The sequence below is a fragment of the Clostridioides sp. ZZV14-6154 genome (assembly GCF_020657785.1).
Lineage (GTDB): Bacteria > Bacillota > Clostridia > Peptostreptococcales > Peptostreptococcaceae > Clostridioides.
The window spans coordinates 1-25,257 of the sequence record NZ_JAGWCY010000013.1; the positions used below are offsets into that span (position 1 = coordinate 1).

At 26.8% G+C, this 25,257-nt stretch carries 28 protein-coding genes and 1 other RNA gene; 18 read left to right on the forward strand and 11 right to left on the reverse strand.

The genetic code is table 11. The features are described from left to right. The coding region (locus KGF45_RS17345; protein WP_413926599.1) for an RNA-guided endonuclease InsQ/TnpB family protein at positions 1–829 on the reverse strand (829 nt) is incomplete at its 3' end. Next, positions 792–1,418, reverse strand: coding sequence for an IS607 family transposase (locus KGF45_RS17350; RefSeq protein WP_227830269.1), 627 nt, complete (start codon positions 1,416–1,418; stop codon positions 792–794). The genes KGF45_RS17350 and KGF45_RS17345, both read right to left, overlap by 38 nt. Before the next feature lie 343 nt (positions 1,419–1,761). On the opposite strand from KGF45_RS17350, the gene KGF45_RS17355 reads away from it, so the two are divergent. Further along, complete coding sequence (locus KGF45_RS17355) at positions 1,762–2,850, forward strand: rhodanese-like domain-containing protein (RefSeq protein WP_227830268.1); 1,089 nt, start codon at positions 1,762–1,764, stop codon at positions 2,848–2,850. A gap of 378 nt (positions 2,851–3,228) precedes the next feature. Here KGF45_RS17355 and KGF45_RS17360 read toward each other — a convergent pair whose 3' ends face one another. The 5 genes from KGF45_RS17360 to KGF45_RS17380 form a co-directional block, all read right to left on the reverse strand. Then, positions 3,229–4,167: an AEC family transporter gene (locus KGF45_RS17360; RefSeq protein WP_227842934.1), complete on the reverse strand. Its 939-nt coding sequence runs from the start codon at positions 4,165–4,167 to the stop codon at positions 3,229–3,231. 3 nt (positions 4,168–4,170) lie between these two features. Continuing rightward, positions 4,171–4,545: a VOC family protein gene (locus KGF45_RS17365; RefSeq protein ID WP_227830266.1), complete on the reverse strand. Its 375-nt coding sequence runs from the start codon at positions 4,543–4,545 to the stop codon at positions 4,171–4,173. A 295-nt stretch (positions 4,546–4,840) separates the two neighbouring features. After that, positions 4,841–5,338, reverse strand: coding sequence for a YbhB/YbcL family Raf kinase inhibitor-like protein (locus tag KGF45_RS17370; protein WP_227830265.1), 498 nt, complete (start codon positions 5,336–5,338; stop codon positions 4,841–4,843). Positions 5,339–5,449: 111 nt separating this feature from the next. Next, positions 5,450–5,809: a winged helix-turn-helix transcriptional regulator gene (locus tag KGF45_RS17375; protein WP_227830264.1), complete on the reverse strand. Its 360-nt coding sequence runs from the start codon at positions 5,807–5,809 to the stop codon at positions 5,450–5,452. Positions 5,810–5,826: 17 nt separating this feature from the next. After that, positions 5,827–6,441: a DNA alkylation repair protein gene (locus KGF45_RS17380; protein ID WP_227830263.1), complete on the reverse strand. Its 615-nt coding sequence runs from the start codon at positions 6,439–6,441 to the stop codon at positions 5,827–5,829. A gap of 614 nt (positions 6,442–7,055) precedes the next feature. Here KGF45_RS17380 and rnr point away from each other — a divergent pair. The 4 genes from rnr (at position 7,056) to KGF45_RS17400 (ending at position 12,705) form a co-directional block, all read left to right on the forward strand. Then, positions 7,056–9,191, forward strand: coding sequence for a ribonuclease R (gene rnr, locus KGF45_RS17385; protein ID WP_227830262.1), 2,136 nt, complete (start codon positions 7,056–7,058; stop codon positions 9,189–9,191). A 781-nt stretch (positions 9,192–9,972) separates the two neighbouring features. Then, positions 9,973–10,845, forward strand: a complete 873-nt coding sequence (locus tag KGF45_RS17390) for an ABC transporter ATP-binding protein (protein ID WP_227842935.1) — start codon at positions 9,973–9,975, stop codon at positions 10,843–10,845. Then, positions 10,842–12,131: an ABC transporter permease gene (locus KGF45_RS17395; RefSeq protein WP_227830261.1), complete on the forward strand. Its 1,290-nt coding sequence runs from the start codon at positions 10,842–10,844 to the stop codon at positions 12,129–12,131. Before KGF45_RS17390 ends, KGF45_RS17395 begins: the two co-directional genes overlap by 4 nt. After that, positions 12,061–12,705 (forward strand): ABC transporter permease, encoded by a 645-nt coding sequence (locus KGF45_RS17400; protein WP_227830260.1) that lies wholly within the window; start codon positions 12,061–12,063, stop codon positions 12,703–12,705. The genes KGF45_RS17395 and KGF45_RS17400 overlap by 71 nt, the downstream gene beginning before the upstream one ends. 487 nt (positions 12,706–13,192) lie before the next feature. Here the strand turns inward: KGF45_RS17400 and KGF45_RS17405 are convergent, their stop codons facing one another. Continuing rightward, positions 13,193–14,020 carry an AIM24 family protein gene (locus KGF45_RS17405; protein ID WP_227830259.1) on the reverse strand — a complete coding sequence of 276 codons (828 nt, stop codon included), beginning with the start codon at positions 14,018–14,020 and terminating at the stop codon, positions 13,193–13,195. A gap of 513 nt (positions 14,021–14,533) precedes the next feature. Here KGF45_RS17405 and smpB point away from each other — a divergent pair. From smpB to KGF45_RS17435, 6 genes are all read left to right on the forward strand, one after another. After that, positions 14,534–14,989, forward strand: coding sequence for an SsrA-binding protein SmpB (gene smpB, locus KGF45_RS17410; RefSeq protein WP_054275121.1), 456 nt, complete (start codon positions 14,534–14,536; stop codon positions 14,987–14,989). Between the two features lie 157 nt (positions 14,990–15,146). Further along, positions 15,147–15,496: a transfer-messenger RNA gene (gene ssrA / locus KGF45_RS17415) on the forward strand. Positions 15,497–15,811: 315 nt separating this feature from the next. Then, positions 15,812–16,027: a DUF3791 domain-containing protein gene (locus KGF45_RS17420; RefSeq protein ID WP_003433743.1), complete on the forward strand. Its 216-nt coding sequence runs from the start codon at positions 15,812–15,814 to the stop codon at positions 16,025–16,027. Next, complete coding sequence (locus tag KGF45_RS17425) at positions 16,027–16,506, forward strand: DUF3990 domain-containing protein (RefSeq protein ID WP_077704544.1); 480 nt, start codon at positions 16,027–16,029, stop codon at positions 16,504–16,506. The genes KGF45_RS17420 and KGF45_RS17425 overlap by 1 nt, the downstream gene beginning before the upstream one ends. Positions 16,507–16,511: 5 nt before the next feature. Continuing rightward, positions 16,512–16,742, forward strand: coding sequence for a hypothetical protein (locus tag KGF45_RS17430; RefSeq protein WP_227842936.1), 231 nt, complete (start codon positions 16,512–16,514; stop codon positions 16,740–16,742). Positions 16,743–16,972: 230 nt separating this feature from the next. Continuing rightward, on the forward strand, positions 16,973–17,473 hold the full coding sequence (locus KGF45_RS17435) for a hypothetical protein (protein WP_227842937.1): 501 nt from the start codon (positions 16,973–16,975) through the stop codon (positions 17,471–17,473). 384 nt (positions 17,474–17,857) lie between these two features. Here the strand turns inward: KGF45_RS17435 and KGF45_RS17440 are convergent, their stop codons facing one another. The 3 genes from KGF45_RS17440 to KGF45_RS17450 form a co-directional block, all read right to left on the reverse strand. Beyond that, positions 17,858–19,024 (reverse strand): site-specific integrase, encoded by a 1,167-nt coding sequence (locus KGF45_RS17440; RefSeq protein ID WP_227842938.1) that lies wholly within the window; start codon positions 19,022–19,024, stop codon positions 17,858–17,860. Beyond that, positions 19,014–19,766: a Fic family protein gene (locus KGF45_RS17445; protein ID WP_227842939.1), complete on the reverse strand. Its 753-nt coding sequence runs from the start codon at positions 19,764–19,766 to the stop codon at positions 19,014–19,016. Before KGF45_RS17445 ends, KGF45_RS17440 begins: the two co-directional genes overlap by 11 nt. Positions 19,767–19,857: 91 nt before the next feature. Further along, positions 19,858–20,718 carry a helix-turn-helix transcriptional regulator gene (locus KGF45_RS17450; RefSeq protein ID WP_021373716.1) on the reverse strand — a complete coding sequence of 287 codons (861 nt, stop codon included), beginning with the start codon at positions 20,716–20,718 and terminating at the stop codon, positions 19,858–19,860. A 139-nt stretch (positions 20,719–20,857) separates the two neighbouring features. On the opposite strand from KGF45_RS17450, the gene KGF45_RS17455 reads away from it, so the two are divergent. The 7 genes from KGF45_RS17455 (at position 20,858) to KGF45_RS17485 (ending at position 25,203) form a co-directional block, all read left to right on the forward strand. Beyond that, positions 20,858–21,052 carry a helix-turn-helix domain-containing protein gene (locus KGF45_RS17455; protein ID WP_227842940.1) on the forward strand — a complete coding sequence of 65 codons (195 nt, stop codon included), beginning with the start codon at positions 20,858–20,860 and terminating at the stop codon, positions 21,050–21,052. Positions 21,053–21,055: 3 nt separating this feature from the next. After that, positions 21,056–21,370, forward strand: a complete 315-nt coding sequence (locus tag KGF45_RS17460) for a hypothetical protein (RefSeq protein ID WP_054275115.1) — start codon at positions 21,056–21,058, stop codon at positions 21,368–21,370. A 20-nt stretch (positions 21,371–21,390) separates the two neighbouring features. Further along, positions 21,391–22,134, forward strand: a complete 744-nt coding sequence (locus KGF45_RS17465) for a hypothetical protein (RefSeq protein ID WP_076631118.1) — start codon at positions 21,391–21,393, stop codon at positions 22,132–22,134. A 12-nt stretch (positions 22,135–22,146) separates the two neighbouring features. Beyond that, positions 22,147–23,481 (forward strand): DnaB-like helicase C-terminal domain-containing protein, encoded by a 1,335-nt coding sequence (locus KGF45_RS17470; protein WP_227842941.1) that lies wholly within the window; start codon positions 22,147–22,149, stop codon positions 23,479–23,481. Between the two features lie 247 nt (positions 23,482–23,728). Further along, positions 23,729–24,004: a DUF6809 family protein gene (locus KGF45_RS17475; RefSeq protein ID WP_227842942.1), complete on the forward strand. Its 276-nt coding sequence runs from the start codon at positions 23,729–23,731 to the stop codon at positions 24,002–24,004. An 867-nt stretch (positions 24,005–24,871) separates the two neighbouring features. After that, the gene (locus KGF45_RS17480; protein ID WP_227842943.1) at positions 24,872–25,066 is read left to right on the forward strand and encodes a hypothetical protein; all 195 of its coding nucleotides are present in this window, start codon (positions 24,872–24,874) and stop codon (positions 25,064–25,066) included. Beyond that, on the forward strand, positions 25,063–25,203 hold the full coding sequence (locus KGF45_RS17485) for a hypothetical protein (RefSeq protein ID WP_227842944.1): 141 nt from the start codon (positions 25,063–25,065) through the stop codon (positions 25,201–25,203). The genes KGF45_RS17480 and KGF45_RS17485 overlap by 4 nt, the downstream gene beginning before the upstream one ends. The last annotated feature ends 54 nt before the right edge of the window (positions 25,204–25,257 follow it).

The following is a 25,257-nucleotide window of genomic DNA, read 5'->3' on the forward strand; positions in this document are numbered from 1 at the left end:
TTTTATTAATATAATCAGTTCTTATATTAGTTAATCTTTGATGAAGTTTTTGTACTTTAACTACTTGCTTTTGGATATTTTGACGAGTAGCTCTCCCTTCTTCTATTTTATTTCTTATTTTTAAACTTTCATATTTTCTTGAAAGTTTTCTTTGTTCTCTTTTTAATTTCTTCTCAACTTTCTTAACTGTAGAAGTTTTATTTATATTTTTAAACTTCTTTTTATCTGAACATATTAAAAAATCTTTAATTCCTAAGTCAATACCTATTCCTTCATTAGTACATTTAGATACTCGAATATCATCTTCCTCAACTAATATAGATACATAGTATCTATTAGATTTTTGACTTACTGTACCACTTTTAACTATTGAATTTATTGGTATATATCCAAATTCTTTTAATCTTACCCACCCAAGAGTAGGTATTTTAACTCTATGCCTTTCAATAGTCCAATCAGTCTTATTATTCTTAGGGAAATATGCTTTTACATCTTGATTTTTCTTTTTCTTGAACTTAGGAAAGCCTTTAGCACCTTTAAAAAAGTCTTTAAAGGCTTTATCCCCATTCATAATAGCTTGTTTAGTAGCTTTAGAAGATACTTCTTTAATCCATTTCATATCTTGATTATTAGGTACATACTCGTTATTTATCCATTTAGAAAAGTCCATATCACTCACAAATTTTCCTTCTTTTTCATAAATCTCTTTACTATGAGCAATATAGAAGTTGTATATAAACCTTGATACACCAATAGTTTTGTGTATTTTAGATTTTTGTTCATCAGAGGGGTTAATCTCTATCTTGTATGCTCTTTTCAATATCTTCATCCTCTCTAATCTTTTTCTTGTATTTTTTTAATCCATATATGCGACAACTAAAAATATGAAGTATTGATATTATATCTTGAACTAATTCTTCCTGAGGTGAAAGACTTTCATTATTTACAACTATAATCTCTACATTGAATTTAGTTAAAAATCTTTCAAACCAATCATATCCGAAACGAATAAATCTATCTTTATGAGTTATGATAATTGTATTTACTTCATTAGTCATACAACTATCAATAAGTTTATTCCATTTTTTGCGATTATAATTTAACCCACTTCCATAATCCTCAATGACTTCATCTACTATTATTCCTTTAGAATTAGCATATTGTCTAAGAAATTCAACTTGATTTTTTAAATCATCTTTTTGATTAGAGGTTGAAACCCTTGTATAAATAACTACTTTTCTATTATCTGTTTCTTTATGTATTCCTGTATATTCTAGATATTGTTCATGAGTGTAATACCTTCTATTCGTAGGCGTTCTAAATGCCTTTAATTTACCATCATTATCCCATCTTTGCAGAGTTATAACTGACATATTTAATAATTCTGCAAATTCTTTAGGTTTATAATGTTTACTCATATAATCACACCTTTCTGTGATTATATTATACTATATTTGATTATATTTAAATATATTTTTATTTTCTAATTACAACTCCTTATTATATTAAATTATAGACAAACTAAAAATATTCTATTGATTTATATTATAATGTTTACTACTCAAATATTATAATATAAATCAATAGAATTTAATAGTAAGACATAAATAGAATGTTGTATAGAAATTTTGTATAAAGGATAAGATGAAGTATAGAAAATTTGTATATCCAATATTATGTATAAGCTGTAGAATTATTGAATAGAAAAAAGCTATATGATATACTTTTTAGGTGAAAACTAGATAAGATGGAGGGAAAAACGTGAAAAAAAGGTTATTAAGTTTACTATTATGTATAGCTATGATTGCGACATTATTAGTTGGGTGTTCAAACAACAATTCAAATGAAGCAAGTAATAAAGATGCTAATGCAGAAAAGGTTACAGCTGACCCAGTTGATACAACAAAAGTATTTGTATCTGCTAAGTGGGTAAAAAGTGTTATTGATGGAAATCAACCAGAGTCTAAAAATTATGTTATAGCAGAAGGCTCATGGGGAGCAACTGAACAAAATGAGGGCTACTTGAAACAGCATATACCAGGAGCTATTCATATTGATACAGACTCTTTAGAATATGATAATGATGAAGGAGTAAAAGACTTTGATAACTACAATATCAAACCAGCAGATGTAGTTGAAAAAGTATTACTTAGCAATGGAATTACATCAGATACAACTGTTATACTATATGGTTCTGATTCAGGAGTAGATAGAATAGCATTCATTTGTCTTTGGGCTGGTGTTAAAAATGTTAAAGTTATGGATGGAAGTATTGAAGCATGGAAAAATGCAAAATATGATGTAGAAAAAGGAGAAGTAGAGCCAAAACCTCAAAAAGAGTTTGGTGTAAAAGTTCCAGCACATCCAGAATATGTAATGGACATAAAAGATGTAGAAAATAAATTAAAAAATGACCCTAACTTTAGATTAGTAAGTATAAGAAGCTTAGAAGAGTTCTCTGGAAAAACGAGTGGATACAATTATATTGATAAAGCTGGAGAGCCAAAGGGTGCTGTATGGGGACGTGCAGGTACTGATGCAAGCAGTATGCAAGATTATATGAATGAAGATGGAAGTTATGTAGATTTTGATAAAGTATTAGGTTATTTTAAAGATATTGATGTAACAAAAGATACAAATACAGCATTTTATTGTGGAACTGGATGGAGAGCAACTATTCCTTGGTTAATGTGCTATGAAAATGGATGGAAAAACATCACTTTATTTGATGGTGGATGGTGGCAATGGCAAACACAACCTAATCTACCAGTACAAGTGGGAAATCCTAAAGATGGGGATGTTAAGTATACAACTGTAGGTGAATTATCAACTGATAAAGCTAAAAAATAATATAAAAAAAGAGGATATATTAATATAGTTTTTATAAGTAATAAGTTATATCCTATTAAAAAAAACTTGAAGTTTTATAAGTTTCAGTAAAGAATACAAGTTTCAATAGAGAATATGAATTTCAATAGAAAAGGGGCTGTTTCAAAATAAAAATTGTACTGCACCCAAATTGTTGGACCAAAAATCTAACGATTGGGGTGCAATACAAAGCTAATTTTGAGACACCTCCTTTTTTATATTTTTTTGAGTTATGAGTAGTACTTATTTTCTGTATATATTTATCACAATATCAATATATATTTACTATGCTATCAATATATGTTTATTACAATACAAATATACATTTCTTATTATACCAACTTATACTATAGGATATTACTAAATAAGATTATTCTGTTTTAAGATAAATATTATTATAAATACCGTAATTATGGAAAATGCAGAAGTAAATACTACAATTTGTCCAGCTAACTCACTATCAGAATTCATCTGTTGAGCCATTGTAAATGAAGAAATAGCAGTTGGAGCAGATAACATTATCATAAGTGAGGCTAATTCTACATTTCTAAATCCAAGGAAAATGCTAATTGGTAAAAATATAGCAGGTATAAGAATAAGTTTTCCGCACACACCCAGTATAATTGGTCTTATATGTCCCTTTAGAGCAGAAAAGCTGAAAGAGCCTCCTAGAATTATAAGTGATAGAGGAGTAGCAATTTTAGAAATATCACCAATAGTTTTATGTAAAAATTCAGGGATTTTAATATTTAAAATAAGCATTATCAATCCTATTACAGAAGCGATTATAAGAGGATTTGTTAAAACACCTTTAATCATGTGCTTTATATTTATTTTACCTCCTCTAAAAATTTCAAGTATTACAACTGATAATACATTGAACATAGGAACAATAACTGCAATTAATAAAGATGTAACGCCAATATTTTTATCACCAAATAGTGAGATTGTTACAGGTATACCAAATATAACAAAGTTACTGCGAAAGATACCTTGTATTAATGCACCTCTTGTTTTATTATCTTTTTCAATTTTAGGTATAATAAAAACTAAGAGTAAAAAGATTGAAAAAATACTTATAACAGCTACAGCCATAAGTTTGAGGTTGAGAGAACCATTTAAATCTGTATTGTATATATTAAAAAATAATAATAATGGCAGGAAAGATTTGAAACAAACATTATTCATTTTATTTAAGGTATGTTCATCAAATAAACCTAATTTTTTCAGAGCATACCCAAGTGACATTGTGAGAAACAAAGGAAGAACGACATTTATAGATAGAATTAAATTTTCCAAAGTTTATTCTCCATAACTTGACAATTCGATTAAATTTCCATCAGGGTCTCTTAAGTAAATAGACTTCATTTTACCAAAGACTCCTGTGCGTTCTACAATTCCTTGCTCAATTTGAATCCCATTTTGTTCTAAGTTTGTTTTTGTCATGTCAATATTAGTATTTATTTCAAAACACAAATTAGCACTACCTGTTTGTACGTTTTTGCTGTGAGGTGTAAGTTCATGACCTTTTAAATGGACATTTATTTTGAAATCTCCAGAGTAAAGTTCATATCTTTCATTTATTTTCTTTAATGTAAAACCAAGTTTTTTATAAAAACTGATACAGTTTTCTATATTATTAGTAGTAATGACCACATGGTCTATTTTTTTTATCATAATAACTCCTCGAAATTTTATATAGATTTATTAACTATGTTGATATTTTCTTTTAATAAGCTGTAAAATAAGATTTAGTAAAATATAAGAAATAATTTAAAATTCATTGATTTAATAGTTAAACAAAATATAAGAAATAATCTGAAATTCATTGATTTAGTAGTTAAACAAAATATAAGAAATAATTTAAATCTATTGAATCAATAATTAATTAAAATAGAAAAATAATTTAATAACAATTAAGCTAATCATTAATTAAGTGAGACAAATTAATGATTAGCTATAGTAAATCTAATTAATTAGAATAACTTCCTTTAAGTGTAAATCTATCTAAAATATGTCCATCCATGGCTTCAAAAAGCTCATTCATATAAAATCCCTTTTCAAGATTAAGAGTAGTATCAAGTGCAAACACATGTATTTCATAAACATGTAGTCTATCTGGAGGAGCCATACCACCATAAACACTAGCTTCTAATCTACCAATATCACCTAATTTACTATGCCAACTAGTAGTTCCTTGAATAAAATCAGTAGCTGTTATGCTTTCATTTTCCTTTAGTTCATCTTTTGTTATATTTGCAGCTAGCCAATGTATCCATGCAAATCCACATACAGGAACTGAATCTTTGTCCTCTAAAAATACAGCAAAGGATACTGTATGCTCTGGAGCATCTTCAAATTTTAGAGGTAATGAATATGTAGGCATACCACCTTTATTAAATTGATTTCCTCTTTTCCCATATTTATCTTCTATAACACCATTTACTATACCTGTACTAGTTACTTTCACAATAATTTACCTCCTAAATATATAATAAATTAATAAAAATTTTCTGTAAGTTTATTATATACTAGTTGTAAATAATGGTAAATTACTTACTTTTTTGTGTGTATTAGTTTATTATAAAATCCCTTTTTCCTCAAGAATATCTTCCATACCATTCTCTAGCATAAAATTAATTCCTATATCTTGCATTATAGCTAAAGCATCTAACATCTGCTTTCCACGAATAGGTGTAAGTGAATATTCAACTTTAAGTGGATATCCTTCATATGTCTTTTTATCAACCAGCCCAAATTCAATCAATTCTTTAAGTTGTTCAAGCAACATTTTTTGGTTGATTCCATTAATCTCTTTTTCTAGTTTTGATAGAGAAGTTGGACCTATACGTAATCTCCATAATATAATAGACTTCCATTTACCTTTTATCATATCATGTGTTAGTTCTAATGGACATGTATATTTTTCACGAAGCTTCAAGTATAGTCACCTCCAATTTATTTTGCAAAAATACGTTTTGAAGCAATATTATATACAAGCTCAACTTTTTTATTTGAAACATCCCATGAGTTTAATTCGTTTTTTACTAAATCTGGATGTTTTTTGCTTATGTCTCTGAGAGCATTTCCAACAGATTTTCTTAAGTATTCACTGTCATCATCTTTCAAACTAGAAAGCAATGATATAGCTACAGTGGGGTTGGTTTTAAAATAGTCTCGGATAGTCCAAACTCTAAGACCCTCTGTCACAGCTCTCTTTATATTTGGATTGTCAGAACTTAACCATTCTTTTATCACAGGAAGTGATTTATCATATCCAACTTCACTACAATAATAATCAAATGATTTAGCTAATATTTCTTGTACTCTCCAGTTTTCATCTTTACTCACATTGTTTTTTAAAAATAATAAGGCTTCAGAAATATGTATTGATATAAAGCCTAATATAAACACTGCTAATTCTCTTACTTGATAGTATTCTGATCTATATAAGTAAATTGATAGATAATAACACTTCTTTGAGTCATTATTTTTTACAATTTTTTTAGCAATGTTTTCAATTTCTTTAAAACCATTTTCTATGGTAATAATTTTTGCAATTACTTCTTCCAAGTATATCTCCTCCAATAAGTAGATTAGTTTAAATTTAATACATTATTCATAATAAAAAAATTTATTTAATTTAGATAAAATAAAGACTTGTCAAAAAACGTTTGCAAGCCCTTAATATTAGAATAAATAAAAAACAATAAAAAATCAACCTAATTTAACATATAAATTTACTTTTATTATGAGTTTTATATTATAAGAAGCTATATTTAAAAAATTAATTGAGTTATATAAATTTAACTTAATTTGAGTATACTAATATAATAAATTATTATATAGTAATACTTAGATGGAATGAATATTTTACCAATTCTATATGATGGTGTATAATTAGGTGATAAAGCAGATGTAATAAGGATATTTTGAGTAAATTACAATTGTGCTTATGATGACTTAAACTATTATTATAGAATTATCATAACTTTTTTAAAGCTTTATTAAGATAATTTCAATTAATATAAAAATATATAATAATTGATTTAACTTGAAACAATAATAAAAGAATATAAAAGACGGTGTGTGAAGATATATGAAAGGTAATATAGAAGATATACAAAGGGTAATATAATAGAAAACTAAAAAAATAATATAACAAGAGAGTAAAATAGGAGGAAAAAATGATACCAGGACTTAAAGAGAGTTTGTTAGGATTAATAAACGAAAGTGCATATAATCCTCTAAAAAAGGAAGAATTAGCAGAAATTTTTGATATACATTCATCAGAAATGCCGATGTTCTATAATTTTTTAGAAGAATTAGAGGAAGATGGTTATATATGTTTTACTAAGAAAGGTAAAATGATATCACCAAATCAAATGGGATATTTTGTTGGTAAATTTACAGCACATAAAAAAGGCTTTGGATTTGTAGAATCTGATGTTGAATACACACAAGATTTATTTATCTCAAGTGACAATATAAATGGAGCTATGCATAATGATAGAGTTATGGCAGAGATAGTTGTACCTGCAACTGAAGAAAAAAGAGCAGAAGGAAGAATCGTAAAAATTATAAAGAGGGAAATAACTAAAATAGTAGGTACTTTTCAATCAAGTAAAACTTTTGGGTTTGTAACACCAGACAATAAAAAATTTACTAAGGATATATATATACCTAAAAGATATTTTAGTGGAGCAGTAGATAATGATAAGGTAGTTTGTGAAATTACAGTATGGCCACAAGAAGATAGAAAACCAGAAGGAAAGATTATAGAAATACTGGGTCAAAAAGGCGAAAGAGGAGTAGAAATAGACTCTATAATAAGAGAACATGGTCTTCCAGAAGAATTTCCTAAGAAGGTATTGCAAGAAGCAGAAGCTGTAGCTGTTGAAATTCCAGAAGAAGAGGTAAAAAGAAGAAGAGATTTAAGAGATTTAAACATATTTACTATAGATGGAGATGACGCAAAAGATTTAGATGATGCTATATCAATAGAGGTATTATCTAATGGAAACTTTAAATTAGGAGTTCATATAGCTGATGTTACACATTATGTAAGAGAAAAAAATAAATTAGATAAAGAAGCTTTAAAAAGGGCTACATCTGTGTACTTAGTAGATAAAGTAATTCCAATGTTGCCAAAGACTCTTTCTAATGGAGTGTGTAGTTTAAATCCATTTGAAGACAAATTAACTCTTTCTATATTTATGGAAATAGACCATAAGGGAAATGTAGTTAAGCATGAAATATGTGAATCTATAATAAATTCAAAAGCTAGAATGACTTATACAGAAGTATCTGATATATTAGAAAAAGATGATGAAAAGCTTAAAAAGACTTTTGAACATGTTGTAGATGATTTTAAGAACTCTGAAACTTTGGCTAGAATTCTTATGTCAAGAAGAGAAAAAAGAGGGGCTATAGACTTTAACTTCCCAGAAGCAAAGATAATTCTAAATGGAAATGGAGAAGTTGCAGATATAAAACCATATGAAAGAAGAATTTCTAATAAAATAATAGAAGAGTTTATGCTTATAAGTAATGAAACAATTGCTGAACATTTTTACTGGATGGGTATACCATTTGTGTATAGAATACATGAAACACCATCTTTAGAAAAAATGGAAGAATTGAGTAAGTTTATATCTACATTTGGATATACAATAAAAGGTGATAAGGAAGAAGTACATCCAAAGGCATTACAAGGAATAATAGAGAAGATAAAAGGCAAAACAGAAGAGGGAGCAATCAGTACCATAATGCTTCGTTCTTTAAAACAGGCTAAGTATTCACCAGAATGTAGTGGTCACTTTGGGTTAGCAGCTAAATTCTATTGTCATTTTACTTCACCAATAAGAAGATATCCTGACCTTCAAATTCATAGAATAATAAAAGAATCTTTAAATAATAAGATAAATGGAAAGAGACAAGAGCAACTTACTACTATAGTAGATTATGCATCTGTTCAATCATCTGAAAAAGAAAGAAAAGCAGAATTGGCGGAAAGAGATGTACATGACTTCTATAAGGCTCTTTACATGAAGGATAAAGTTGGTCAAGAGTTTGAAGGTGTTGTATCTAGTGTGACTTCATTTGGAATATTTGTTGAGCTAGGTAATACTATAGAAGGATTGATAAGACTTGCAAATATGAATGACGACTATTATATCTATGATGAAAGTTCTTATAGTGTGTTAGGTGAGAGAACTAAGAAGTCATATAAAATAGGTGACCTTGTTAAGATAAAGGTTGAAGGTGTAAATGTAGATTTTAAAGAAATTGACTTTGAGATAGTTGAAAAGATTGAAGAATAAATAAAATATAAAGAATAAGGTTTACTATTTGAAAATAAGAGTAAACAGGGAAAAATTAATATCCTAAAATAAGAAAATACAGGAATATTTAAAAGTAGACATGAGAATTTGTAGTGTTTATAGTATGATTAAATGTAGAATCTTTGATAAAAAGTAGATGTTTACAATATTTAGCGAAAAGTATATATTAAAAAAATAGATTTTTTAATAGGAAATAAGTGTATCATTCAGAACTTGAGATACACTTATTTTTTATTTTATATAATTTATATAATTTTGACACTACAACACATGTATTTTACTCAAAAGATAGAACTAATTGATGTAATCTTTGTGTATGTGTGCGTAATAAAATTCTTTGATTCCACATCAGAAATATTACCTTATGCACACTTTAATTTTTAAGAAGTAATGATATTTTTATAAGTAGCTTTTCTTTTCAATACTCTTTGCTATGAGTTGAAATTATAAAAATACTACTTAGGAGGTAAGTAATTATGGGCATGCAATTCAGTTTACTCTGACTGGTTGTCCTTTTGGTGGAGATGATGATAATATCTTTAGACACTTCAATTATTTTTAAATCACTATAGTACAGAAGTCATTAGTATATAAGCACATTTATTTTATTTATTAAGAGAAATTAAAATCTTTAGAAAAAATTTAGAAATTTCTAAATAATATCTTAAGTTTTAGAATCTATTATGGAAATATAATGAAATATAATAAAAAATTCATAAAAATAAAATACTATAAAATGATTTGTGGGGTGTACTTATATATGGAAATGAAAATATCAGTGTCTAATCTCAGCAAGAGGTTTGGTTCAAAAATGGCTCTTGAAAATGTAAACATTGAAATTGATAGTGGAATGTTTGGACTTTTGGGAAGAAATGGAGCAGGAAAAACAACATTTATGCGAATTCTAGCTACTTTGTTATCAAAGACAGATGGTTCAATAGATATGTGTGGGATTCCTATAGAAAAAACGAAAGAAATTAGAAATATGGTTGGTTACCTTCCTCAAGATTTTTCAATGTATCCTAATATGACAGTGTATGGAGCAATGGATTATCTAGCTATTTTATCAAATATACCATCAGGAAAAAGAAGAAAAATTATCAATAAGTTATTAAGCAAAGTAAATCTAACTAATTATCAAAGAGTAAAAGTAAAATCTTTATCTGGAGGTATGAATAGAAGACTTGGAATTGCACAAGCGCTGATTCACAATCCTAAAATTTTAATCGTAGATGAACCAACAGCAGGACTTGACCCAGAAGAACGTATACGATTTAGAAATTTATTATGTGAGATTGCCAATGATAGAATAGTTATATTATCAACACATATTGTAGGGGATATAGAGGCAACATGTGAAAATATAGCTATATTAGATAATGGAAAAGTCATATATAATGGAACAACTGAGGCATTATCAAAACTTGCTGATGGAAAAGTATATAGTGTTGAAGTAGATAAAAAAGACATAGAAAATATAAAAAATAGATTTGTAGTTATAGGTATGTTGACTCAAGGTGGAAAAGCTACACTTAGAATCATATCAAAATACAAACCTTTTGAAACAGCAGTAGAATGCAATCCGACTATTGAAGATGGCTATATGCTTATGATGGGAGGAGATAAGATATGAATCTATTTATAAAAGAGTGTAAAAACATATTAAAAAGCACAGTTTATTATGTTTTTATTGTAGTATTGGTAGTTTTCTATATTTCGCAACTTGGAAGTTCAGTTTCAGAAGACGCAAGCAAAAATATTCCTAATGATGGAAATCCATTGGTTGCACCTCAAAGGGTAGAAAATATTGATGAATACTACCTAAAGAACAACCAGTATCCATATGGTCAAAAAGAATCTTTGAAGTCTGATAAAGTGATTCCAAGTGCAACTATAAGTTTGATTAGAGAATATCAAGCAAATTCATATACAACATATCCAATGGGAATTATTAAGCATATAAAATTAAATGAAAGTAAGACCCAAACTATAGAGAAGTATATTGAGGAGATAACTGGTAACAGTATTGACAAAGTAAACTCAATTTGGAAAAGTGGGGAAAATATAGAAGTAAATACTTCTAAATTATCATTTGAAAGATTTCAAGAAGTAATGCAAAGTGTAGATGAAATTTTAGGTGGTGGGTCTGCGTATTCTATTGATAAATTACAAAGATTTGGTATGATTCCAGTTACTTATGAAGAAGCTATGCAAGATTATAACTATACAATACAAAAAGATAAAGTAACTAACGGCTATGCAAGAATTTTTTGTGACTATATAGGTATAATTTTAAGTATATTTCCAGTATTCGTAGCAGTCTTTATGTCAATGAAAGATAGACGTTCAAGAATGATCGAAATTGTCTACTCAAAACAAGCATCAACATCTAAAATAATTTTATCAAGATATTTTGCTCTTGTATTTATGATGATGTTGCCAGTTTTAATTTTAGGAATAAAAGAATTGCTTCCTTTAATTTCATTTGCTAAAGATGAAGGTATTTCTATTGATAATTTAGCATTTGTAAAATATACACTGTGGTGGTTGTTACCAACCCTTATGATAGTTACAGCTGTAGGAGTGAGTCTGACTGTATTAACAGACACACCAGTAGCAATTATTGTTCAATTAATTTGGTGGTTTTACAGTATAAACTCTATAGGTCTTGAAGGAGATTATCCATCAATGGGACTAATGATAAGACATAATAATGTACTAAATGGAACTATTATAGCAGAAAACTTTAATTCTATTATGAGTAATAGACTTTTAATGGGATTAGGAGCTTTAATAATTGTCTTTTTAACTACATTCTTATATGAACAAAAAAGAAGGGGGAATCTTAATGTTGGTTCAAAGTTTTCAAAATTATTTAGTTTTAATAAAAGAAAACTTCAAATTAAGCACTCTAATTAATCTAATATGTTCAATTGGGATGTTATGTTTGATTCCATTTATACAAGGGGTAGCAAATTTAGATAGTGTTTCAGCAGCTATATGTCTTGAAAACTATGTTGTAATAGTGGGAATAATAATGCTAGTTCCTACATTTTACTTAGAGCAATCAAAGGAAATTGATGAGATAGTATCATCAAAATCAGTATCTCAAGTAGTTATACAATTAATAAGAATAATAATGTCAATTATAAGTATGCTTGTGTTAATTACTGGATTTGTTCTGGTTTTAAAACATCTTGGAGGCAATTTCCCTATATTTAAATATATTGTGGGGAGTTTTGCATCAGCTATGTTTATCGGAAGTTTAGGTATGTTATTTTCAAACTTATTTAATAATACTATTATAGGATATATGGTATCTATAGGATATTTAATTTTAAATATGATGACTAGAGATAAGTACGTCGGAAATTTCTTTATAATGTCTATGAGTCGAGGTAGCTTTGATGAAAAGTATTGGTTGATATGTGGAAGTATTGTGTTGATAATTGTGTCTCTTTTGATAAAGCCAATAAAAAGAAAGATTGGTTAGTTAGATTAAAATTGTTTACTGTAGGCAAATTAAATAGAGTAATATAAAAGTTGTTTATTGCAGGTAAACTAAGTATACTAATATAAAAATTGTTTATTGTAGTAAAACTAAATAGATTAATAATAGGCATTTTTAGGTTAATAATTAGAACTATAATAAAAGTTATTAGATTTATAATATATGCTATCAATAATTTTATGTAATATGGATTTATTGATAATTGAATGCAGATAAGATTTGAATTAGTGCATTAGGTAAAATAAATATATCTTTAAATATGAATTTATATTTATAAAAGAGGCTATTAGTAGATTTGAGGCTGTAAGTAGATTTGTGTAGAAACAAATTTACCTACAGCCTTTTTATATTTACACTGATATCTTTATATTATAAAATATATCTATTTACTAAATTTTATCTAAAGATGTCAAAAGTATATTTTATATTAACTTTATATGAATGGGTTTATAAAATTTTCATAAAATTTCTATTTTTGCTTAGAAACCTTATTATTCATATTATCATTAGTAGGCATGGCTCCAAAGCTTAGTTTTTCGTACATTACTTGAGTAGGAGCTAACCAAACTGTACCATTTCCAGTAAATGTATTTAAGAAACCTTCACCATTTAAAGCAGAACCAATTAAAGATTTATCTGACTTTGTAACAGAAAAATTAACTCCAGATGTTCTTGCTATTGCAAAGTTACCATCTACTTTTAATTCTTCTCCATTACTCAATTCATACTCTATAATTTCACTTTGAGGTACAACACATTCTAGAACAACTACACCAGTACCACTTAACTCTATTTGGAAGAAACCTTCACCACCAAGTAAAGCAGAAGAGAAGTTTTTTTGTGTAAATGCCTTTACTTCTATAGTGTCAGAGCAACAATAGAACAGACCTTTATCGACGATTATAGAATCATTATCAAGGTTCATAAATAAATAATGTCTAAAAGAAGGCTCTAAATAAACTTCGCCAGTACCTTTATATGTAGGTTTCATCATTGACTCATTAGTAAGTGCTCCTGATATTCCTTTCTTGAAAAGACCTCCAACACCACCAATTTTAGTTTCAGAAGATATCTTTCCTTTATAATAGTACAATGCACCAGCTTCTGTTTTTATTGATGAGTTATTTAATTTTATCTTAATTTGTCTAGCTTTCAAGCCAGCCTCTCTAGCAAAATATAATCCCATTGCCATCATTGGGCTAGAAGCTCCTTCAAGTTTTTCAAATTCTAATATTTCAAATTCACTTCGACCATCTGATGTATTTTCTAAAATTTTTACTTTTTTGCTTAAATCCATACAAATTTCTCCCTACTATATTAAAATTTATCTCTAAAATATTATAAGATATAACTATATATTACATTTTTTTTGGAAAATTGGCTACTTTATCATCAAAGTTTTACATAGATATTAAGAAATTTTAAGAATATTTATAATTGAAGTATACTATTTGAGTATGTATTTTGAGTAGTATTTATAATTTGTGGGTATTATATTTTATGAGAGTGTTAAAAGCTAAAAGCGAAAAATAGGTATTGGAGTATTAAAATTTTTGTTTTGAGTTTGATAGATTATTTTTAGTAATTGATTTTGACTTTGCACTAAATATAGTTGATGCAATTTCCTACAATATATTGTTACATTATTTATCATATCTTGTTCAATTAGTTTAATGTATGTGTTGTCATATTGACTAAAGGTCTTTAATATGTTATCATACAGGGTAGTCAAAAGATTTATATATATGAAATATTTAGCAAATTCTTAGTGTGTATTAAAGAAATTTCTAGCAAAGAAGGTGAGATTTATATGGCTGGTAAAAAAATATTAGCAACAAACAAAAGAGCAAGACATGAATATTTTATAGAGGAAACATATGAATGTGGAATTGAATTAAAAGGAACAGAAGTAAAATCAATAAGACAAGGTAAAGTTAACCTAAGTGATGGATTTGCATCTGTAGATAACAGTGAAGTATTTTTAAAACAAGTTCATATAAGTCCATATGAGCAAGGAAATATATTTAATGTTGACCCTCTAAGAGTGAGAAAATTATTGCTTCACAAGCATGAGATAAGAAAGCTTATTGGAGCAACTACTATAAAGGGGTATTCACTTATACCACTTAGTTTATATTTAAAAAATGGTAAAGTTAAAGTAGAGATTGCTTTAGCGAAAGGTAAGAAGTTATATGATAAGCGTCAAGATATGGCTAAGAAAGATGCCCAAAGACGTATAGAAAGAGAAATGACAGGGAAATATTAAACTAGTTAAAATTGTATTTTTTAGAATAAAATTCTTTATTATCTAGAACATAACATTGATTTTTATTCTTAAAAGTATTATATTATATATACATTAAAAATTTAATAAAAATGGTGATAAAGTTTGCGAAGAGTCTAATGGACTATAAACTACTCAAGGGGGCGTAAAGGTTTCGACGTGGGTTTGGAACTTGAGGCTGCGTGTCGTGTTACTCTGGGTCACGTAAAAACTGGGGAACTTTAAAATAAACGCAGACGATAATTTCGCGATAGCAGCCTAGTTGCTGCTCGTCCCTCTTAGCCCTCCTGCCGGCTAAGACTGGACGTCATTATGCAGGGAACTACTTTGAGGGTGTCTCGACTTAGGGTAGATTAATTGGGACTGGCTAAGCATAGAGCCTGCCACTTGGCGTTATGTGAGGCGAGATACTAGTAAAGTTGGCTACACATGTAGATGCAGCGAGGAAAAGATTTGCGGACAGGGGTTCGATTCCCCTCGTCTCCACCAATTTTGAAAAAAGAATGATGAAATACTTGGAAATACTAGTCTTTATTGACTAGTATTTTTTATTTTGGAGATAAAATCCACCAACCGTACCCCAACCACAGAAAATGAGGTTTTTTTGAGGGTATATTGGGGTGCATTTAGGTTGTATAAAAAGTTTTTATTTGTTTATTATTTTATTTGTTTATTATGATAATAGGTAACATAGAATTTTAATATCTACTTTATGATATAATATTTTTATAAATGTAAGATAGTTTAAGTTGTTAATTAGTAAAAATATATATTATATAAGCTTGATAGGAGTTGAGGTTTGTAATGGATGAAAGAAAACTAGAATTTTCTATTTTTTGCATTGAAGCTTTAGCAGAAAAATTGAATATAGATTCAGAAGGAGTTTATAAACTTCTTAAACATGATACTGATATTTTAGATAACTATATAATACCTTGCTATGAAGCACTACATTCTCAAAGTAAAGGTTACATAGTGGAAGATTTAATGCAAGTACTTAAAGAAAAGGGTGTGATATAATGATTGTATATCATGGTTCATATTGTGTAGTAAAAATGCCTAATATTACCTTTTCAAGAGATTCTTTAGATTTTGGAAAAGGATTCTATGTAACGAGTATAAAGACACAAGCAATTAACTGGACAGAGCGTTTTAAAAAAAGAGGTAAAAAAGCATATTTAAATAGTTATTCTTTAGATATTGATAAATTAAAAGAAAACTGCAAGGTAAAAATCTTCAATAGTTATAATTTAGAATGGCTTGATTTTATAATAGAATGTAGAAATATGAGTGATATATATATGAAATATGACATTATAATAGGTGGTATTGCTGATGATAAGATTTACAATACAATAGAACTGTATCAAGATAATCTCATTGAAAAAGATGAAGCTTTAAAAAGATTAAAATACTATAAACCAAATGAACAAATATGTATAACCAATCAAAATGTAATAGATAAATATTTAAAGTTTAGGTATGAAGAGGAGGTATAGTGATTATGGAAGCAAATAAAACATTATTACAAATACTATATAAAAAAATCATATTAGAATTTTCTAAGCAAACAGGCAAGAGCTTGGAAGAAAGTATGGATTATTTATATACTTCTGAAACATATAAACTTATAAGTGAAGGTGTGGCAGATATGCACTGTAAGGGTCATATATACTTGGCTCAAGAATTAATGTTAGAAAATGGATTAATATACCATAAAGGCTACCCAAGATAAACAGTTAAAATGATGTTATAAGAGAAGAAGGATATAATTAGTTTTTACCTGAATAATTATATTTATTATTATGGTCTAATAAAACATATTTTTTAAAAAGTGAATGGAATTCTCATTAATCTGAATTAATGAATTTTATAAATTGTCGATTAGTATAATTAAAATGTGTAAGTAAAAGTATGCATATTAAGATTAATTATTAATTATTTAAAATGTGATTGGAGAAGTGCATGGAATATTTAAAAAATATTGTTGAAAACGTAGTTTCATCTAAAATTTATACTATGGTATATATAGGCTTACTGTTTTTTAACTTAATTCAAGGTAGGTTCTGTAGTATATATGTAACTAAATATATAAATAAAATTATGTCCACAAGATACCAAATAGTAGAAGATATAAAAAAAATATTGATTGAAGAATTAGAAGTAAAGGAGATTTATATTGAATATTATGATTGCTATATAAAATCTTGGACTTACTTCATATTATTTTTTGTTTCTATAATTCAATTAATAGGATTGTTTATATTTGAGGGGAGAGATACAATAAGTATAAATGTATGCTTGTTAACTTCAGTTATAGCATTAATGGAATGTCGTGATAATAAAAGGGTATTTAAAAGAATGGGAAAAGAAATTGATAGTAAAATTGAAAAATTAATAACCGATTTTTCTGAGATTAACGAAATAGAAATAAAAGATGCTATTAAAAATTCTAATTTTGACTAATTAACATTCACTTCTTCTATGATAAAATTTAAAAATAGTACCTAATCCATATAAAAATATGTTTTAATACAAAAAGTAAATTAAAATATCAACAAATAAATAGTCTATAGATTTATGTAATTATTAAAAAAGTGTTTTTATATTAAGTATATAATATATGATTACTGTAAAAAATAATTTAGAAGAATATATTAAATAAAAAACTTAATGATATGTGTATTCTGATATTTATATAAAAATGCTATATTATTAATAAAGAAGTGATTAAATTTAATTTTAAACAAGGGTATAAAAAATATATTATTAATAGTAATTATGATAATTTTATTATTACAATAAGAGTGAATTATTTTTATGAATAGAAGCTAAGATTATTCTTAGCTTCTAAAATGAAAATATTTTATCCAACTTTTCTACAGCTTCAACTTTCTTATCTTCCATAACTTGAGTATATATATTTAAAGTTATTGATATATCATAATGACCCATTAAAACTTGTACAGTTTTAGGAGGGACATCATTCTCAAAAAGTCTAGTCGCATAAGTTTTCCTAAGACCATGAAACTTTATAGGCTCTATATCTAAGCTATTTAATATAGACTTTAAATTCCTTAATGGTCTTTTATCATCTATAGGGGTGCCTAATTCATTGCAAAATACATAATTATTATTTATATACAATTCTCCAGCCTTTAATATATCCGAATTTTGATTTACTTTATGCTCTTTCAATTTATTTAAAACATCTTTTGGAATAGGTACAGTTCTGTAAGAATTTGATGTCTTTGGCTCTTGCTCTAATACTTTAAGCTCTCTATTTCCAGTTTTATCTATAAAATATGTTCTTTGAAGAGTTCTTTTAACTGTTAAATTAGACTTTTTAAAATCAATATCAAACCATTTAAGTCCTAATAATTCTCCTAATCTAAGTCCAGTACCAAGAGCAAGTAAAAATAATATCTCTAATTTATGACCATCTATAGCTTTTATAAAACTCTTTTGTTGTTCAAGAGTCAATATTTCAAGCTTATTTTCCTTTTTTTCAACTGGTATATTTACCATAGTACAATAATTACGTTGTATAAGACCTTGTTTTTCAGCTTCTGATAAGCAGGTTTTCAGTTTAGTGTTTATTTGTCTTATAGTAGGTATACTTTTATTGGAATCAAGCAATCTATTGTAATATTTTTGTATGTGAGATACTCTTAAGTCCTTTAATTTAACATTGCCTAAATCAGTATCTTTAATATAATTACGATAGATGCTTTCATATCTTTCAAATGACTTAGGTTTTAAATCTTTTATTCTATATTCAAATAACCAATTGTAAAACCAATGCTCTAAAGTTATTTTATCATCTGAAATATCAGAGCTTAAATAATATTGTTTTTTATAAGCATCAAGTTTATCTTTAACTTCCTTTTGAGTCTTACCATAAAATTCTTTTCTTATTGGTTTACCATCTTCATTATAGCCAATCATTATACGGGAACGCCAACCATCTTTATATTTTCCGATAGAGCCTTCTCCATTAGCTCTTTTAGTTGCCATTTTTAAACAGCTCCTTATATGATTTATAGTTATATCCATCAAAAAATGTAATACATTTCTCTAATAAGAATTTTATAACTTCATCAGCTTCTAGTGTTTCATAGAAGTTTAGCATTAATGTGTTGTATTCTTGTTTATGTTTAGCTGGTATTGATAGAACTCCTATATCATTACTTATAAGTATTAGGTTTGAGGTAAGTCTAGCAGTTCTTTTGTTGCCATCATAGAAGAATTGGCAATAGGACAACCATAAATTTATTATTATAGCCTTTTCTAAGGGGTTAGTTATTTTATTTATGATATTTATGTCACTTGCAAATAAATCATTTAATAGAGTGGCTTCTATGCACTCATATTGAGTAGTACCAGCTATACCTATGTTACCATTTCTAAAATCTCCAACGATTAGAGCTTCATCTTTTGCAACTATTTTATGTATAGAGCAAATTGTATCTTTATTTAAAGATAAGTTTTCTTTGTTACTTAATTTTATTACATAATCCCATGATGATTTTATATTTAGTATTTGATTTTGGTCACTTAATTTATGCCCACCTACTGTTATACCATCAAGTAATGTTTGTACTTCTGGGAATGTAAAGGGGTTATTTTCTAGATTACCCATATCATATACAAATTCACTTATCATTCTTCTAATGTATGTTAAAGTATATTTTTTATCTCCATGAGGTAGATTAGTAGGGAATTTATGTGTGTATTTTGGTATATATGATTTATTCATGATTTTAGCTCCTTTCATATCTAATTTTTATTTATTAACTATGAATGTATAAAAGTTAATAGGTAAACCTATATTTTGAAAATATGCAATACTAATATTCTTCATCCTCATCTTCAATAAGACCATTAGAGTTTTCTTGTATAAAATTTTCAACAAGACCATTTATCACCCAATTTAGATTTTTGGAGAAGTCTTTGAAGTCAGAGAAGCTTAAGCTAATTGGTTTTATTGTATCTGCATTATCTGCAATTTCAAACTTTGTCTTATAATCTGTTTTTACATCATAACCATAATTTTTTAATATATGAATTACTAAATCAAATTCTGACTTATCTATATAATAAGAAACTGGAGTATTATCTATGTTAATATCTTTATTTATAAAATCGATAAGAAAGTTATCTATAATATATCCAGTCTGGGGATTTCTATAGAGGATTGTTTGGTTATCTATTTTTATCTCTTCTAATGGAAATCCAAATAAGTCTTCAATCTTAGTATAAGTAGCAAGTGCTATTTTTTTTAATATTTCAATTCTAGGCATTTTTGTTCCATTCTCATAATTTATAATTTCATTCTCAGAACAATTTATTTTTTCTGAGAGTTCTTTGAGAGATATATTATTTATATTTCTAAATTTGCTTATATTATTTCCGATGAGTTTTGCTGAGTAATTATCAAATGTTTTTACAACTAAATCCAATTCTTTTAAATTAGTATAATTATTTGTTGAAGTATCTAAATCACTTTCATCAATAATAAGCCTATTTATAGGAATTGATAATGCAGTAGATATTTTTTTTATCATATCTAAACTAGGCTTTCTTTGGCCTTGCTCATATTTAGCTACAGCATAAACTGAGCAACCAATCTTATTAGCTAACTCATCCCTTGACATATTTATAGATTTTCTATATTGTTTAATCTTTTTTCCAATTGTATTATCTATCATAATTTCACCTCAAATACATTATAACACTAAATGGGTCTATTGATACACTTAAATATATTGACAATACACCGAATGGGTGTTAGAATATTTTATAGAAATGAGAATACACAAAATGGGTATGAAAGAAAGGAGGAAATCAATGAAACTCAAATTAAAAAGAATTGAAAAAGGTATAAAGCAATATGAATTAGCTGAAAAAGTTGGCATCTCAAGATATTATTTATCCTCTTTAGAAAGAGGTAAATCAAAGAATCCAAGTAATATGTTGATGTCAAAATTGGCTCAAGAACTAGATACAAGTGTAGAAGATTTATTTTTTGATAAGGAGGAATGATGTATGGCAGATACAAATAATTTAGAAGTTCTTAAAACACTACAAGCTACATTGAATATACTTGTCAAACAAGAACAAGAAGCACAAGAAAGGTCAAAAGGGTACAAAGAGATACAAACATATAGAAGAGATAAAGCTCAACTTATCACATGTAAAGAAGCTTCTAAAATTTATCCCATAGGGGAATCAAAATTTAGACAGTTATGTCATTCTAAAAATAAAGGATTTCCTTGTATATGGATAGATAATAGAGTGTATATAATAAAAAATAAACTAGATGATTGGTTTATTGAAAATGCAAATGGCATAAAATTATAGGTTTAAGTGGGTGATAGTACTTGAGTAATCTAGGTTGGATAAAGCTTCATAGAAAGATAAAAGAAAGCCCACTATATAAAGATTGTAATTCCAAACAAAGAGATATACTCATAAACCTATTACTGTCAGTTAATCATAAGCCTAATAAATGGGTTTATGGAGGTAAAGAATATGAAGTTAAATCTGGACAGTTAATAACATCTTTGGAAAGTATAGCAAATATGTGTTCAAAAGATGTAAGTATCCAGAATGTAAGAACTGCTTTAAAGAAATTTGAAAGATATGGATTTCTAACAAATGAATCAACAAACAAAAATAGGCTTATAACTATTGAAAACTGGGAGCTATATCAATCTAATGAAGAAAATCAACAGACTAATCAACATGCAATTAACAAGCAACTAACAACTAACAAGAATGTAAATAATGAAAAAAGTAAAATATACAGTGAAATTATAGAAAAATTCAATATTACTTGTACAGAACTATCAAAAGTAAAGAAACTTACAGAAGCTAGAAAAAAAGTAATTAATGCTAGGATAAAAGAATATGATAAAGAGACTGTATTAGAAATTATTCATATAGTTAGTAAAACTAGCTTTTTAAATGGAAGCAATGAAAAAGGTTGGAAGGCAAGTTTTGATTGGATAATGAGTCCAAATAATTTTCTTAAGATATTAGAAGGCAATTATCAAGATAAATCAATTAATGTCAAAGTAGGGGCAGATGCATATAGTCCAGATGATTCACAATTAAAGTGGTAGGGAGTTTATATTATGGATAATATGAGTAATTTAGTTAAGAACACAGAAGCAGAACAATCTATATTAGGTAGTATTTTACTAGATTCGAGGAAAATAGAAGAGATTGAAATATTAATAAGTGAAGATATGTTTTATCATCAAGAACACAAACATATATTCAATTCAGTGAAAGATATACATAAAAGGGATGAGCCTATAGACATAATAACTCTTACAGAAGATTTAAAGAAAAAGGGGCTTATAGATTATGTTGGAGGTATAAGTTATTTGACAAAACTATCAACAATAGTTCCAACTATAGGTAATGTATCTCATTATATTGATATAGTTATTGAAAAATATAAAAATAGAAATATAATTGATAAATTTAATAAATTCAAATTAGGGGAAATAGATGATAATACACTTATATATCAATTAGAAAAATACATTAATGAAGTCAATCAGAAATTGGTTAAGAAGGATTCTAGTATAACAGCTATATCAGAAAGAGCCTTTGAATATATAAATGCTGAAATTGAAGAAGGTATTAATATAGGAATAAAATTTTTAGATGAAACTATTGGAGGTCTATATAGTGGTGAATTAATTACAATAGCGGCCAAAAGTGGAAGAGGAAAAACAGCACTAGCTTTACAGATAATGAGAAATGTTGTATTTCAAGGTAAAAAAGTACTTTTTATAAGTGGGGAAATGAGTGATATACAAATTTTGTTTAGAAACATAGCTTCTTTAACGGGAATATCAGTTGTAAAAATGAAGAATAGAAATCTAAATGAAGAAGAAATAATTAAATACATAAATGCTTTAAGTACTTTAAATCAGGAGAATAATCTCTATATTAATGATTCAGTGAATACAATATCAGGAATTAAGAGGGAGATAAAAAGTATTAAACCAGATGTTGTTATAATTGATTATCTTCAGATTTTGGATTACGAAGGTAAAGAAGTTGGAGAAGCTAAGTTTGCTGATTTATCAAGGCAAATAAAAAAGATTACTTTAGATTTCAATATTCCAATTATACAGTTGGCTCAATTGAATGATGAATTGAAGGACGAAAGACCAAAAGGTGATAGAGTAATGAGAAGTTCAAAACAAATATATATGGACTCTAATTCAGTTATATATATTCATAGACCTACAGAGAAAGAGGCTCTTGATTATTGTAAGACAATGGGAATAGAGGATATAAAAGAATTAAGACGTAGAGAAAAAGGTTTTGGAGCTAATCTAAGTGAGATTATAGTTGCTAAAAATAGAGATGGAGAATCAGGCTTTAGACCTTATTGGTATATAGGAAGTTTGTTTTCTTTTAAGGAATGTAAGAAGATAAAAGAGGTATGAAAAAATATAATTTATTAAGTGATATATAAACTATTGTTTAAAGAGTGTTAGAAGAAAAGTATATAATCCTCAATCGTAAGCAATGAAGATTTAAAATATATAGTATTTAGATTGAAAAATTTACTAGAAAAAGGTAGTTGCCATATAAATATAACAACTACCTTTATAAATTAGGTACTTAATGTACACTAATCTACACAAGTTAAGTATATATTAAGTACCAGATGAAAGTCAAGGAGGTACTAACATGTATGATGAAATTATAGAAATATATTTTGATTATTGGATAAATGAACATATATACAGAGATGTTTTGGAGAAAGAGAAGTACTACACTGAACATTGGAAAGAAATTAGAGAGATTAACAAATTACTAAATAATAGTTTATTAGAAGAAAATAAGAAGCATGCATTAATGGAATTAAATGATTTATTTAATTCATTAATAGAATTTGAAAGAGAACTTGGTTATAAGTTTGGATTTAAATCAGGGGCAAAATTTATGATTGATCTATTAAAGTAATTAAATTATGGGAGTTAAGTGTAAAGATCAAATTTATTAATAAATTATATTATAATACTTTGAATTAACTAAAATTTTCCTTATGTTGTTTAAAATAAATACATTAAAACTTAAAGAGGGCATAAAAATGCCTTCTTTAACTTTTAATATATTATAATTAGACTTATGTATTATATTAAAAAATGAAGCTTATTGGTATATTGAATTTAGAAAAATGAGATTTGCATGTTGTGGCTATATTTGAAACTCATATATGTAAGAAAATGTATAAATGTATATTAATAATAACTAGACTATTTAATTTTTTATATAAATATATAAAAACGTGAAAATCTTTGAAAATAATATTTTTTATACTCAAAAAAGGATATAAGATGTAAAATAGTCTTATATTGTAATAAGGTTGAAGAATAAAATATATCTAAACCAATTTGTTTATGTTATTTATTTTTATAATTAAGTAACTTTTTAACATGTATATGAACTAAAAGATATTGTTTAATGTTTATAAATAGAGTTAGAAATACTTTTTTATTAGTTTATATAAAGATATAGAAGTTCCTTTTACGTTTTAAATACTATAAATAATAAGTAGTTTTTTATGTTAAATTATACTTATATGAAAAATATTAGTCTAGTTAAATATTAAATGCTAACAAATAAGGAAATATGGAAATATAATATTTTTTATAGACTCATATATGTTAAAATAGATTTTGAATTTTACAAAACTAGACAAATAAACTTATTAGGAAATTGATTATTGATGATATAACATATAATTAAATAGTAAGTTTTATATGGAGTATACTGGATGATTATTTAAAAGTTGTTTATGTAAGAGGTAAGCATATAGATGTAATATTAGTGATAAGAAGATTAGATTCTGTGCTTGATGGTGCTAAGGGAACTGCACTTCAAATGAAAAAAACTTTTGATAAAGAAGGTATTCTAAATCAAAATGATGCTTTATATACTGTGTCAGGACAAGTCTTTTGTAATGGCTATCAATTTACTTTAAAAGAGCTAAGAACCAACAACTATTTTAGGTTCTGTGATTGAAAAATTTGTGTTTCCAACTTATAAATTTAGTTCTATATCCAGTATTAGATGATAAGGGAAATGAAAAGTTACCAATGTTAAACAATCATACAATGAAAGTAATATTTGAAGAGCTAATTTGTAGATTGAATGAATAAAATAACGAAGAAGTAAGAGTACATTTTTTATAATTAAGAAATAATAGGTTAATA

What these genes read in the sequence shown, in the direction of transcription:
- KGF45_RS17350 (WP_227830269.1), bottom strand. Translation starts at nt 1,418, where the DNA reads ATGAGTAAACATTATAAACCTAAAGAATTTGCAGAATTATTAAATATG.
- KGF45_RS17365 (WP_227830266.1), bottom strand. Translation starts at nt 4,545, where the DNA reads ATGATAAAAAAAATAGACCATGTGGTCATTACTACTAATAATATAGAA.
- rnr (WP_227830262.1), top strand. Translation starts at nt 7,056, where the DNA reads ATGATACCAGGACTTAAAGAGAGTTTGTTAGGATTAATAAACGAAAGT.
- KGF45_RS17390 (WP_227842935.1), top strand. Translation starts at nt 9,973, where the DNA reads ATGGAAATGAAAATATCAGTGTCTAATCTCAGCAAGAGGTTTGGTTCA.
- KGF45_RS17395 (WP_227830261.1), top strand. Translation starts at nt 10,842, where the DNA reads ATGAATCTATTTATAAAAGAGTGTAAAAACATATTAAAAAGCACAGTT.
- KGF45_RS17400 (WP_227830260.1), top strand. Translation starts at nt 12,061, where the DNA reads ATGTTGGTTCAAAGTTTTCAAAATTATTTAGTTTTAATAAAAGAAAAC.
- KGF45_RS17405 (WP_227830259.1), bottom strand. Translation starts at nt 14,020, where the DNA reads ATGGATTTAAGCAAAAAAGTAAAAATTTTAGAAAATACATCAGATGGT.
- smpB (WP_054275121.1), top strand. Translation starts at nt 14,534, where the DNA reads ATGGCTGGTAAAAAAATATTAGCAACAAACAAAAGAGCAAGACATGAA.
- KGF45_RS17420 (WP_003433743.1), top strand. Translation starts at nt 15,812, where the DNA reads ATGGATGAAAGAAAACTAGAATTTTCTATTTTTTGCATTGAAGCTTTA.
- KGF45_RS17425 (WP_077704544.1), top strand. Translation starts at nt 16,027, where the DNA reads ATGATTGTATATCATGGTTCATATTGTGTAGTAAAAATGCCTAATATT.
- KGF45_RS17430 (WP_227842936.1), top strand. Translation starts at nt 16,512, where the DNA reads ATGGAAGCAAATAAAACATTATTACAAATACTATATAAAAAAATCATA.
- KGF45_RS17435 (WP_227842937.1), top strand. Translation starts at nt 16,973, where the DNA reads ATGGAATATTTAAAAAATATTGTTGAAAACGTAGTTTCATCTAAAATT.
- KGF45_RS17440 (WP_227842938.1), bottom strand. Translation starts at nt 19,024, where the DNA reads ATGGCAACTAAAAGAGCTAATGGAGAAGGCTCTATCGGAAAATATAAA.
- KGF45_RS17445 (WP_227842939.1), bottom strand. Translation starts at nt 19,766, where the DNA reads ATGAATAAATCATATATACCAAAATACACACATAAATTCCCTACTAAT.
- KGF45_RS17450 (WP_021373716.1), bottom strand. Translation starts at nt 20,718, where the DNA reads ATGATAGATAATACAATTGGAAAAAAGATTAAACAATATAGAAAATCT.
- KGF45_RS17455 (WP_227842940.1), top strand. Translation starts at nt 20,858, where the DNA reads ATGAAACTCAAATTAAAAAGAATTGAAAAAGGTATAAAGCAATATGAA.
- KGF45_RS17460 (WP_054275115.1), top strand. Translation starts at nt 21,056, where the DNA reads ATGGCAGATACAAATAATTTAGAAGTTCTTAAAACACTACAAGCTACA.
- KGF45_RS17470 (WP_227842941.1), top strand. Translation starts at nt 22,147, where the DNA reads ATGGATAATATGAGTAATTTAGTTAAGAACACAGAAGCAGAACAATCT.
- KGF45_RS17475 (WP_227842942.1), top strand. Translation starts at nt 23,729, where the DNA reads ATGTATGATGAAATTATAGAAATATATTTTGATTATTGGATAAATGAA.